Source organism: Flavobacterium sp. UBA4854, from assembly GCF_002399805.1.
Classification (GTDB): domain Bacteria; phylum Bacteroidota; class Bacteroidia; order Flavobacteriales; family Flavobacteriaceae; genus Flavobacterium; species Flavobacterium ginsengisoli.
In genome coordinates this window covers 10874-22452 of sequence record NZ_DHEI01000112.1, presented here as the reverse complement: position 1 = coordinate 22452, position 11579 = coordinate 10874, and the positions used below count along the sequence as shown (strand labels likewise).

The 11579-nt window shown below is 33.6% G+C and carries 11 protein-coding genes and 2 pseudogenes; 3 read left to right on the top strand and 10 right to left on the bottom strand.

Features of this window, described 5'->3' with window-relative positions; all coding sequences use genetic code 11:
* Both B3J44_RS16750 and B3J44_RS16745 read left to right on the top strand, forming a co-directional pair.
* A pseudogene (locus B3J44_RS16750) lies at positions 1-248 on the top strand (hypothetical protein); the annotation flags it as partial.
* 4 nt (positions 249-252) lie between these two features.
* Entirely contained in the window at positions 253-2130 is a 1878-nt protein-coding gene (locus tag B3J44_RS16745; protein WP_286969789.1) for a hypothetical protein, read from the top strand.
* 149 nt (positions 2131-2279) lie between these two features.
* On the opposite strand, the gene B3J44_RS16740 is transcribed toward B3J44_RS16745, so the two are convergent.
* From B3J44_RS16740 to hemA, 10 genes are all read right to left on the bottom strand, one after another.
* Positions 2280-3176, bottom strand: a complete 897-nt coding sequence (locus B3J44_RS16740) for a fructose bisphosphate aldolase (protein ID WP_286969788.1) — start codon at positions 3174-3176, stop codon at positions 2280-2282.
* An 82-nt stretch (positions 3177-3258) separates the two neighbouring features.
* On the bottom strand, positions 3259-4197 hold the full coding sequence (locus B3J44_RS16735) for a DUF4421 family protein (protein ID WP_286969785.1): 939 nt from the start codon (positions 4195-4197) through the stop codon (positions 3259-3261).
* Between the two features lie 143 nt (positions 4198-4340).
* The gene (gene hemF / locus B3J44_RS16730; RefSeq protein WP_286969784.1) at positions 4341-5246 is read right to left on the bottom strand and encodes an oxygen-dependent coproporphyrinogen oxidase; all 906 of its coding nucleotides are present in this window, start codon (positions 5244-5246) and stop codon (positions 4341-4343) included.
* Positions 5243-5788: a GNAT family N-acetyltransferase gene (locus B3J44_RS16725; RefSeq protein WP_286969782.1), complete on the bottom strand. Its 546-nt coding sequence runs from the start codon at positions 5786-5788 to the stop codon at positions 5243-5245. The genes hemF and B3J44_RS16725 overlap by 4 nt, the downstream gene beginning before the upstream one ends.
* Positions 5785-6168 carry a hypothetical protein gene (locus tag B3J44_RS16720; RefSeq protein WP_286969781.1) on the bottom strand — a complete coding sequence of 128 codons (384 nt, stop codon included), beginning with the start codon at positions 6166-6168 and terminating at the stop codon, positions 5785-5787. The genes B3J44_RS16725 and B3J44_RS16720 overlap by 4 nt, the downstream gene beginning before the upstream one ends.
* Before the next feature lie 3 nt (positions 6169-6171).
* Positions 6172-6849, bottom strand: a complete 678-nt coding sequence (locus B3J44_RS16715) for a hypothetical protein (protein WP_286969780.1) — start codon at positions 6847-6849, stop codon at positions 6172-6174.
* A gap of 82 nt (positions 6850-6931) precedes the next feature.
* Positions 6932-7957: a uroporphyrinogen decarboxylase gene (hemE, locus tag B3J44_RS16710; RefSeq protein WP_286969779.1), complete on the bottom strand. Its 1026-nt coding sequence runs from the start codon at positions 7955-7957 to the stop codon at positions 6932-6934.
* Positions 7958-8008: 51 nt separating this feature from the next.
* The gene (locus B3J44_RS16705) at positions 8009-8674 is read right to left on the bottom strand and encodes a uroporphyrinogen-III synthase (protein WP_286969778.1); all 666 of its coding nucleotides are present in this window, start codon (positions 8672-8674) and stop codon (positions 8009-8011) included.
* Positions 8674-9597 carry a hydroxymethylbilane synthase gene (hemC, locus tag B3J44_RS16700; RefSeq protein ID WP_286969776.1) on the bottom strand — a complete coding sequence of 308 codons (924 nt, stop codon included), beginning with the start codon at positions 9595-9597 and terminating at the stop codon, positions 8674-8676. Before hemC ends, B3J44_RS16705 begins: the two co-directional genes overlap by 1 nt.
* A gap of 103 nt (positions 9598-9700) precedes the next feature.
* On the bottom strand, positions 9701-10951 hold the full coding sequence (gene hemA, locus B3J44_RS16695; protein ID WP_111377704.1) for a glutamyl-tRNA reductase: 1251 nt from the start codon (positions 10949-10951) through the stop codon (positions 9701-9703).
* A 227-nt stretch (positions 10952-11178) separates the two neighbouring features.
* Here hemA and B3J44_RS16690 point away from each other — a divergent pair.
* Positions 11179-11579, top strand: a pseudogene (locus tag B3J44_RS16690) (AraC family transcriptional regulator); the annotation flags it as partial.

Genomic DNA, 11579 nt, shown 5'->3' with positions numbered 1-11579 from the left:
GCAAAACTTTTGAAAGAATTGCGTCTTATCCAATTCCCGAAAAAGTAGTAAATGACCCAAAGAAAAAGAAAGATCTAGAAGAAGCCAGCATTATTTCTATTTATACTTTCGATAAAGATATTCTGGCTGTAGATAATGTGAACAGTCAGATTTCAAAAAATAAAAAAACGGTTTTTTTAAAACAAAGTATGTACAGCGTATTTAAAAAATCGACTTTAATGAATAATACAATCCAATTAACGCCTTGATTTTATGAAGTACTTTTACACTCTAGTTTTTCTATTTGCCGTCTATTTTACTTTTGGACAAACGAGTCCAGACAAATATGATTATTTTGTTCAGTTTAACGGAAATCAGCTTTCGAAGAAAGTAAACATAAACGAAGTGCTGAACCACTCAATTATTACAAGATACACTAGTAAAAAACCTGATTTTGATCTTCGTCAATATACTTCGATTATTCAATTGGATCAGAAAATTACGGTTCATGGGAATTTCTTAGATAGCGTTCCGTTTTATCAAGTTACTATTCCGATAAAAAACAAAGAAGCAGTAAGACAATATCTGATTGAAAAACAAGGTGCAAACGGAAAGAATAGTACAATTGAAGAATTTGGAAAATATGCTGTTTTTACACCAAGCGGTTTAAAAAGATCATTTGTTTGGAATGAAAATTATTTAGTGATATTTGAATTGACAAAAAGACTTCCTAATAAATTTTATGCTTCTCCAGATAGACCTCCTGTTTTAAATGATTCAATAGGAATTTCAGAGCCGTATGAAGAAACTGTAATTGTAGATGCTCCGCCAGTGTATGGAGTACAAGAAGCACCAAATCCGCCAAAAATAGCAGAACCATCTGTAATGCGAGACGAACCAATAGCCGTTGAAGCACCAGTAGGATCTGCAGAAACTGTGGAACAAGATTATTTGTATGATGGAAATCCTTATGAAGAATATACCGCAGAGCAGGCAGAATTTGATAAAAAACTAGCCGAGCAGCAAAGCCAAATTATAAAAGGTTTATTTGAAAATGGTTTTACATCGCCAAGTTTTTCAAAAATAAATGCTTCAGCAGATATTTCGACTTGGGTAAATTATGGCGGACTTATGTCTAGTTTTTATTCGTTATACAATTATCCTTTAGCACTATTTGGAGGTTATGATAAATACTTGCCGATGCAGAAGAATTTTGGGAATTTTGTAAAAGGCATAAATCTGGATTTTTATTTTGATAATGATAATTCTCGAATTGAAGAAGTGATTGAATATGCTCCAGATATTGCTGATGTTGTAAGCAAAATCAGCGATAGAAAAATCAACAGAAATATCTTTAATTATTTTCCTGCGGAAAAGCCTCTAGGATACATTTCATATCATGCGAATACAAAAGCGGCACTTGAAAACTTTCCGTCATTGATGTCAGAATTATTTCAAAATCCAAAATTTGCCAAAGAAGATATTGCACTAATTACAGATTTGATTTCTACCATTGTTGACGAAGAAGCAACAGCAAAGCTTTTTGACGGTGATTTAAGCGCTTTTTTATATGATGTGAAAGAAGTTGAGGTATTGAGTAAAAAATATGGTTATGACGAGAATTATGAAGAAACAATAACGGAAGAAAAAGTGAAAAAAGATGTTCCTCTGTTTTCTGTGATTTTTACTTCTACGCATCCAACATTTGGAGATAAATTATTGCAATTGGGTGTTCGCAAAAAAGTATTGATCCCAAACGGAAATTCATACATTGTTGCAGGTACACAAGATCATGGTGATATTTTTATTGCAAAAGACAAAGATGTAGTAATTGTTGCTAACACAAAAGATTATTTTGGTTCTGGAAAAGGATCTTTTGCAAAAGACACAAAGAAAGATTTGAGTAAAAACTATATTTCTGGAAAACTAGATCTTGCGAAAACCGTGAAAACATTCGGTAAGAAAGCAAAAGATTCAGAGTTGGATCGAATGACTAAAATTTCATCTCAGTTTTCAGATATTTCTATTGAATCTCCTAAAAAGCTAATCGACAATAAATTGAAATTCGTTTTTAAACTAAACTCTTTTAAGTCTGATAAAAATATTATTCTACAGACATTAGATTTAGCCGAAGAAATGACTTCTAAGTAATTGAAAAGAAAAATCCCTGATGCGAGAGTATCAGGGATTTTTCTTTTTCAAAAAAATGATTCATTCCGTAGGAATGTTTCGTCGGTAGAAAAAAAATTGACGGTACCATTTATTGACGTTCCGTAGGAACGTTTGGTTTTTTCAGTTTGCTAGGTAATAGAAGCCTGATAAATGCCTTTGATGGTTTCTTGTAATTCGGCATTAAAATCTTGATCAGACTGACCTGCTGTTAATCCTTCAGACAATGCTCTAGAAAAACTGGCAATCAATCCGTGATTTTGTGAGAGTTTTTGATTTGCTTCTTCGCGAGAATAGCCACCAGAAAGTGCCACGACACGAACCACATGAGGATCTGAAATGAGATCTTTATAAAAATCGTTTACGGTCGGAATTGAAAGTTTCAGCATTACTTTTACCTCTTTATCCAATGCATTAAGCTGTTTCTGGATTTCTTGTTTCAGAATCTGTTCCGATTTTTCTTTATCAGGACTGTAAATATCAACTTCAGGTTCTATAATTGGAATTAAACCTTTGCTGAAAATTTGTTTTCCCACTTCAAACTGCTGGGCAACAACATCTCGTATTCCTTCAGGATTGGCTTCTTTTATTACAGAACGCATTTTAGTTCCAAAGATATTGCGTTCTACAGCACGATCTAGCAATTCATTTAAACCAGAAATAGGTTTCATTAGTTGTACGCCATTTGCAGTTTCGGCGAGACCTTTATCTACTTTCAAAAAAGGAATAATATGTTTTTTCTCCCATAAATAATCTGCTGTCCATTGTCCGTCGATTTTGCGATCCATTGTGTTTTCAAACAAAATTGCACCGAGAATATATTGACTGTCAAATGCTGGACTTTTAATAATTCTAGTTCTCATTTCATGTACAAGAGCGTACATTTCTTCATCGTTTGTATATTGGTTTTCTTCCACTCCATATTGTAAAAGTGCTTTAGGAGTACTTCCACCGCTTTGATCTAATGCTGCAATAAATCCTTTTCGAGAATGCATGAGATTTAATTGTTCTGTGTTTTTATTTCCCATAATAATGAATTTTAGTTTTTCATAAATCTCTGTAATTTAAGCATTTTTATCCTGTTGGCCGTTTATTTCAGATTAAGATTTATCAAAGACCTATTTTTTCATTGACCTTATCGTAGACTTCTTTTACTTTTTTCGGAGGATCAAATCGATAACCAACAGACAGTTTTAGAGTAGAAATATTGTCATTCAATCGCGGATCTACTTTGTCATCTTGTGCAAAACCAATTGTGTTAAGACTGGCAAAACCAAAAAACCGATCTTTGTTATAAGCCAATTTCAAATTGAAATCTGCTTGATACAAAGCTGAGGTGTCTCGGTCAATAATATTAATTCCGGCACCTAAAGCGAGTCCAGCACCAATTAGGACGCGATCACTAATTACGAAATTGTAAAAATAAGAAGGGGCCAGCGTTATAACATAAATATCGCCAGGTGACGAATCGGGAGTATTTAAATCTAAATTGGTGTAATAAAAAGAAAAAGTCGGAATAAAACTTCCAGAACTTTTGGTCTGCCATTCGTTTTGGCTTACCAATGTTTTAAAAGAGAATTTATCATTAAAAACATAAGCTGTAGACCCGCCAATTTTTGTTGTTCGCATGTTTGGCAGTTGCGCAATTACATTGTCATCGCTAATATAAAATCCTTTTTGATTGATAAAAGTGAACGACTGCATCCATTTTTTTAAGTAAAAACGGGTGTTGAAATTAAAATTTTTGGAATGAGAATCACCTTTGTTCTGACTTAGAAATTTAGGAGCAAAACCAATTGTGATATCAATGATTTTATAGTTTAATGTAAAACCTATTTGTTCTCTTCGATTCGGAATTAGATTTACATATGTTTTTGGATCGGTATTATCTGAAGCAATCTGAAAACTATTAGAAGTATCTAGATAATAAATACTAGCAGTAATTTTATCATTATATGATTTAAAATACGGATTTTGCAGGGAATCTTTTTGGGCGAAACACCCAAAAATGCTGATAAAGAATGTGGCGTAAATCAGTTTTAAACGCATAGAAACATAGTTTTAGATAAATTTGAAAAGAAGTTCCATTTTAATAATTCACATAGAGCTATGTGAAAAAATATAATTTTCTAAAATTACCTCTAAGATAGGTCTTTAAATCTATGTTTCTATGTGTTAAATAAATTTTTAGATTAAGAAATCCACTCACGAGGATTTGCCAATACATGGATCAATTTTTCTTCTTCGCTTCCAACTTCTGGATGATGATCGTAAACCCATTGAACATGCGGAGGCAAACTCATTAAAATACTTTCAATTCTTCCGTTTGTTTTTAAACCGAATAGCGTTCCTTTATCATGAACAAGATTGAATTCAACGTAACGTCCACGACGGATTTCTTGCCAGGTTCTTTGCTCTGGAGTATAAGAAAGGTTTTTTCTTCTTTCTACAATTGGAACATAAGCTTCAAGGAAACTATTTCCCACTTCGGTTACAAAATCGTACCAGTTTTCCATTGACATTTGCTCATTTGCTTTGCAATAATCAAAGAACAAACCGCCAAGTCCGCGTGCTTCATTTCGGTGTGTGTTCCAGAAATACGAATCGCATTGTTTTTTGTATTTTGGATAAAAATCTAAATTGTGTTTGTCGCAAGCTGTTTTACAAGTTTGATGAAAGTGAATTGCATCTTCTTCAAACAAATAATATGGAGTTAAATCCTGTCCGCCGCCAAACCATTGTTCGATTACTTTTCCAGATTCGTCATACATTTCGAAGTATCGCCAATTGGCGTGCACAGTAGGAACCATAGGGTTTTTTGGATGCAGTACTAAACTTAATCCGCAAGCGAAGAAATCGGCCTCACCAACGCCAAACATTTTCTGCATTGTTTCAGGAAGTTTTCCATGAACGGCTGAGATGTTTACACCGCCTTTTTCGAAAACAGCTCCGTTTTCAATAACGCGTGTTCTTCCGCCACCGCCTTCTGGACGTTTCCATAAGTCCTCACGAAATTTTGCAGTTCCGTCAACAGCTTCTAATCCAGCGCAAATCTGGTCTTGTAAGTTTTGTATGTATGCGTAAAATTTGTCTTTCATGATTTTATATATTCTGATTTAAGAAGTCCGAAATAAACGGTGTTTTGCAAAGTGCCGTCACCATTTCTAAACTCATCTCTTAAAATTCCTTCTTGTTTAAAATTATGTTTTAGAGCGATTCGCTGACTTGCTAAATTTACTTCTGATGTACAAATGAAAACTTTATTCATTTTTAATTCATCAAAACAAAACTTAAGCGCGTCTGAAACCATTTTTGAAGTTATTCCTTTTCCCTGAAAATCTTCGTCAATAAAATAACCTAACTCACATTTAGAAATACGATAATCGATAGTTTTTACACATAAATAACCAATTAGATTATTTGTTTTGATGTCTCGGGCGAAGAAATAATATCCTTCGCTATTTCTTTCTTTATCTTTATTAAATGAGATAAAATTTTCTGCTTTTTCTGGTGAGTCAGAATTTGCCAGAGTTACAGGAAATGTTTTTCCAATATGATTTCTATTCTTGTCGATTAGTTTGTAAAATTCCTCAGGAAGAACGTTCTCGATTCGGTCTGTTTTCCAATCTATAAAACTCATATGTGATTGTTTTTTAAAGATGCAATTTTAGTATTTATTCCAAAAGAAAAAACCTTGCTTTCTTGTTGAATATATTGGTAAATTGCTAATGCTTTTTCCGTAAAATTATAGTTTTCTGTTTTAGAAAATTCCATTAAAATATCGGCAAACTGTTCTAATTGGTCCCAGTCAAAATGAAGACGCATTAATAATGTGATTAAATCCTCATTTGAATAATCGACTAAAGTTTCAATGTTTAAAGCGAATTCTTTTAGTTGATTTTCAATTTCTGTCTTTTGTAAATCATCCAAAGGATAAGGCACAAAAACAAGAGTTCGTAACGTTTTGAGAACGTTATCAATTCTTATTTTTTCTTCGTCTCGTAAGCCTTTATTTAGCATAATTTAGAATTTATTCGATTTGACAGTTGTTCGGCTGAAGATTAATTTTCCATTTTGAGAAGATTCCTTTTTTCCAAAGCCTTTTAGTATTCGATAAATAAAATATAAAACAGGCAAAGCATAATAAATAAATCCCATACAGATAGGCACATAAGGCTTTTCTATAAATAACCCGCTTGATTTGACGGTTTGGAAATAATGTGATTTTTCTAAAAACTCATTTGTCAGTCCGAATGGAGGTATTATAGAATTTCCAATGCAAACCGCTAGGATTAGGAAAAAATAGAAAACTGCTTTTGCTGCAGATTTTCCCATTTGATATACTCTGACTTCTGGCGCTACATTTGAAAAAGCAAAACGCATTCTATTTAAAACCGTAAGCAGATAAATATACAGAATGTTAGTATTAACTACTGATTCATTAAAAGAGTAGGCAAATAAACCATAGAGTGGGAAAAACACAAAAAGTGACCATTTTTTTGGCATAACCGCCATAAAAACTCCTGAATGAACCATAATAAACTCAAAAGCCATCAAAACGGCCAAGTCATTTATAAGACTAACGGGGTGCAATTCTGGATGCGTCCAAACCATCAAAAACACATAAGCGTAGTACGCCTGAAATCCGTATTCGATAAATGAAAACGGTGAGTTTCTGTTGAGGTTTAGGTTTGCGAGCATATTTTTGAGTTTAAAGTTTTCAGTCGCAGTTTCCAGCCTCAGAGTAAAACTGAATACTGCGACCGCGACTGAAAACTAAATACTAATTCCCGTATTCTTTCACAGCATCAATAAACGCTTTTGCGTGATCTACAGGAATATTTGGTAAAATTCCGTGACCTAAATTTACAATATATTTGTCTTTTCCAAACTCATCAATCATTTCGTGAACCATTTTTTTAATAGTCGGGATTGGAGAAAGCAATCTTGACGGATCAAAGTTTCCTTGCAAAGTAATGTTTCCGCCAGATAAATAACGAGCATTTCTAGCCGAACAAGTCCAGTCAACTCCTAATGCAGAAGCTTTACTTTTACCCATTTCGCCAAGAGCAAACCAGCATCCTTTTCCGAAAACAATAACCGGAGTAATTTCAGCTAAAGCGTCAACAATTTGGTTGATGTATTTCCATGAAAATTCCTGATAATCAACTGGAGAAAGCATTCCTCCCCAAGAATCAAAAATCTGAACGGCATTTACTCCCGATTTTACTTTTTCTTTTAAGTATAAAATAGTCGTATCTGTGATTTTTTGTAATAAAGTATGCGCTGCAACTGGGTTTGAAAAGCAAAATCCTTTTGCAGTATCAAAACTTTTAGAACCTTTTCCTTCCACAGCATAACAAAAAATTGTCCAAGGCGAACCAGCGAAACCAATTAACGGAACTTCATCATTCAACATTTCTTTAGTCAATTTCACAGCGTCAAAAACATAACCTAAAGTTTCATTTACATCTGGAACAATAACTTGATTTACTTGTTCCATTGTACGAATTGGATCTGGAATAATCGGACCTAAATTATCTTTCAATTCTACGTGAATTCCCATAGCTCTTGGAACTACTAAGATATCTGAGAATAAAATCGCAGCATCTGGAGCAATTCTACGAATTGGCTGAACTGTAATTTCAGCTGCTAATTCTGGAGTTTCGCAACGTGTAAAAAAATCATATTTATCGCGAAGTTCTCTAAATTCTGGTAAATATCTTCCTGCCTGGCGCATCATCCATACCGGCGGACGCTGAACTGTTTCTCCTTTTAATGCTTTTAAAAATAGGTCGTTTTTTAACATTTTTTTTTATTTTAGGTGCAAAGTCGCAAAGTGACAAAGTTGCAAAGGTTTTTATTTGTATTCGTGAATTACATCTTCGATCACGTCCTCGATTGTTGGCTGATCTGCAATGATGATGTTTTTCGTGATTTTATTTAAAGCTTCTGCGGTAGTATCACCAATGCAGAAACAGATTTGTTTATTTATGGTATTGTGTTTCAGATAACTTTTAACTCCAGACGGACTAAAAAACAAAATTGCTTCGGGATTTGCTTTTATTTTCTGAGGTTGCAACGTAGTTTCGTAAACCTGAATTTCATTGAATTTAATTCCGTTTTCTTTTAAAGCTTCTGGCAAAGTATCTCTTCTAAGGTTTCCGCTGAAAAAAGTATAACTTTCATTTCCATAAATCAAAGTGATAATTTCAGCTAGATCTGAAGCATAACCGGTGTAAGCAATAACATTAAAACCATTTTCTTCTAAAAGACTTTTGGTTTTAAGTCCAACGCAGTACACATTTTTCTTTTTTAGTTCTTCTGATTTTGGATCTGATAAAACACTATGAACGGCATTTTGACTTGTAAAAATTAGACTCTGGTTGAGGTCTTTTAATTCGAAAGGTTTGTTTTCGGTTTTAATAAAATCGGCTTCGATTAATTCGACGCCATATTTCATTAACTCTTGTTTATGAAGTGGAGATAATATTTTAGTAGATAATATTTGAACTGATTTTGCCATTATTTCTTCAGAGATTCTTTAATTTTCTGCATTAATTCCGTTCCTCCATTATTCAAAATCTCTTGCGCAGAGTTGAAACCTAGTTTTTTCCATTCTGAAATGTCAACCGTTTTGTCAATTTCCAGCTTTTGTTTTCCATCAATAGAAAGCAAAACACCTTGAAAATGCAAAGTGTCTTCATCTTCATTGTATGTAACCAAAGCTCCAATTGGAGCTGTACATCCGCCTTCAAGAGTTCTTAAAAATTGACGTTCGATATGGGTACAAATTTCAGTTTCAATATCATTTAATTGCGAAAGCGCATCCAAAGTATAATTGTCATTTTCCATTGCCACAACAAGCATTGCTCCTTGCGCCGGCGCCGGAATCATCCAATCTAAATTGATGAAGTTTTCAGGTTTTAAATTGATTCGCTCTAAACCTGCGGCTGCAAAAACAGCTCCGTCCCAATCATTGTCCTGCAATTTTTGCATACGCGTATTTACGTTTCCACGTAAATCAACTACTGTATGATTTGGGTATTTGTTAAACCACTGCGCCTGGCGACGTAAACTTCCTGTCGCTATGGTACTTGGATTTGTAAAATCAGGATTTCCTTTATGCACTAGAATATCCAAAACATTGGCTCTTGGTAAAACTGCTGCCTGAACAATTCCTTTCGGTAAAGCTGTTGGAACATCTTTCATAGAATGCACTGCAATATCAATATCGCCATTGATCATAGCAATGTCTAGCGTTTTGGTGAAGATTCCTGTGATTCCTAATTCGTAAAGAGGTTTATCCAGAATAATATCGCCTTGAGATTTAACCGCAACAATCGAGGTTTTATAACCTAAATCGTTTAGTTTTTTCTCGACAGTATGTGCTTGCCAAAGTGCTAATTCGCTATCGCGCGTTCCAATTCTGATTGTTTTTTCAGCCATGTTTTATTTTTTGAACCATATAAGTTATATAAGTAATTTAAGCAGTTTGGGTAAAACACAGTTTTTAAATGAACTTATATAACTTATATGGTTTAAATTTTATTTAAGATGCTTTTATTTTGAAGACTTTTTCGATCCATTCGATGCTTTCATCAACCATGGTGTCGTCGTCTTTTAAATGATTTGCGAAATGTGTAGTGATTTTTTGAATGATTCTGTTACTGATGATTTCAGCTTGCTCTTCATTAAAGTCTGCGATTTTTTTACTTTGAAAATCCAATTCCGAAGCTTTAATAGCGTTTAATTTTTCTTTTAAAGCATTTATTGTCGGAGCAAATTTTCTTCCTTTCATCCAAGTAACAAATTCTTCTTTGATTTCTTCAATGATCGCTTCTGCGGCTGGAATGTGTAATTTTCTGTTTTCTAGAGTTTCATCTGTCAATTGAGACAAATAATCCATGTGGATTAAAGTTACACCTTCTAATTCCTCAACATTTTCATGAACGTTTTTTGGAATCGATAAATCAAGAATCAACAAAGGTTTTTTAAGATTTAAAATGGCTTTGTCAACTGTTGGGTTTTGTGCTCCTGTTGCAACAACTACAACATCGGCTTTTTGAAGTTCTAAATGCAATTCAGAGTAATCTTTAACAATCAAATTTAATTTTCCTGCTAATTTCTCTGCTTTATCTTTAGTACGGTTTATTAAAGTGATGTGCTCGTTTTTAGTGTGCTTTACTAAATTCTCGCATGTATTTCTTCCGATTTTTCCAGTTCCAAAAAGTAAAATGTTTTTGTTGCTGATGTCTTCTACATTTTTAAGAATGTATTGTACCGATGCAAAAGAAACCGAAGTAGCACCAGAGCTAATCTCCGTTTCGTTTTTAATTCTTTTGCTCGCTTGAATAACGGCATTTACTAGTCTTTCCATAAAAGCATTCGCTAAACCTAAAGATTTTGAATGAATGAAACTAGTTTTAATTTGAGATATAATTTCGAAATCGCCTAAGATTTGGCTATCTAAACCAGTTCCTACGCGAAATAAATGATTTATTGCTTCTTGATTTTTGTAAACGAAACCAACTTTTTGAAAAGCATCAACAGAACCGTTGCTGTTGTCGCAGATAAGTTTTATTAATTGAAATGGATGTTCAGCAAAACCGTAGATTTCGGTTCTGTTGCAAGTTGAAGTAACTAGTAAACTTTCTATTCCATCGTTTTTAGCTTGTTCTAGCAGGCGAGTTTTCGCAACGGCATCCAAACTAAATTGACCTCTAACCTCAGCATCAGCTTTTTTATAACTCAGACCAACTGAGTAAAAATAAAGGTGTTTCGGTACGTTATTGTTTTCCATAAATTCACTTTCATAAAAGTGCAACAAAATTATTACTATACCATCGATAAAAATAACGCTAAAAGTACTTTTTATGTCGCTGTATGTTTTTTTGAACCTAAATAGGTGTTTTTGAGTAAAAAGGACTACTTTTGTAGCAAAATCAACTCCTTTGAAGTGATTAGTTTAGAGTCGTTCTAAATAACATTTTGAGTTTGTTTTGATTTTCGTTTCAAAAAAATATCGCTATGAGTTCTCAAGAAGTTATAAAAATTGAAGACGACTTTACGCTGATCCGTTTTCAAAACGATGGTTCAGAACCTTTTTATGCACAGCACGAAATAATAGGTACTGGCCTGATACAGTTTCACTTCGGGATAAAAGGAAATGCAAAATTTTTATTCAATCAAGGCAATTATGCTTTAGAATTGAAAGAAGAAAAATCGTTGCTTTTATACAATCCACAGAAAGAATTGCCGCTAAATTTAGAGCTGGCTCCAAACTCGTGGGCGATTTCAGTAATTGTGTCGATCAAGAAATTTCACGCCTTATTTTCTGCCGAAGCCGATTATATTACTTTTCTAAGTCCTGATAATAAGGATAAAAAGTATTATAACGAAGGAAATATCAGTCCGTCAATGGCAATTGT

What these genes read in the sequence shown, in the direction of transcription:
- B3J44_RS16715 (WP_286969780.1), bottom strand. Translation starts at nt 6,849, where the DNA reads ATGCTCGCAAACCTAAACCTCAACAGAAACTCACCGTTTTCATTTATC.
- hemA (WP_111377704.1), bottom strand. Translation starts at nt 10,951, where the DNA reads ATGGAAAACAATAACGTACCGAAACACCTTTATTTTTACTCAGTTGGT.
- hemE (WP_286969779.1), bottom strand. Translation starts at nt 7,957, where the DNA reads ATGTTAAAAAACGACCTATTTTTAAAAGCATTAAAAGGAGAAACAGTT.
- B3J44_RS16740 (WP_286969788.1), bottom strand. Translation starts at nt 3,176, where the DNA reads ATGGGAAATAAAAACACAGAACAATTAAATCTCATGCATTCTCGAAAA.
- B3J44_RS16745 (WP_286969789.1), top strand. Translation starts at nt 253, where the DNA reads ATGAAGTACTTTTACACTCTAGTTTTTCTATTTGCCGTCTATTTTACT.
- B3J44_RS16720 (WP_286969781.1), bottom strand. Translation starts at nt 6,168, where the DNA reads ATGCTAAATAAAGGCTTACGAGACGAAGAAAAAATAAGAATTGATAAC.
- hemF (WP_286969784.1), bottom strand. Translation starts at nt 5,246, where the DNA reads ATGAAAGACAAATTTTACGCATACATACAAAACTTACAAGACCAGATT.
- B3J44_RS16705 (WP_286969778.1), bottom strand. Translation starts at nt 8,674, where the DNA reads ATGGCAAAATCAGTTCAAATATTATCTACTAAAATATTATCTCCACTT.
- hemC (WP_286969776.1), bottom strand. Translation starts at nt 9,597, where the DNA reads ATGGCTGAAAAAACAATCAGAATTGGAACGCGCGATAGCGAATTAGCA.
- B3J44_RS16735 (WP_286969785.1), bottom strand. Translation starts at nt 4,197, where the DNA reads ATGCGTTTAAAACTGATTTACGCCACATTCTTTATCAGCATTTTTGGG.
- B3J44_RS16725 (WP_286969782.1), bottom strand. Translation starts at nt 5,788, where the DNA reads ATGAGTTTTATAGATTGGAAAACAGACCGAATCGAGAACGTTCTTCCT.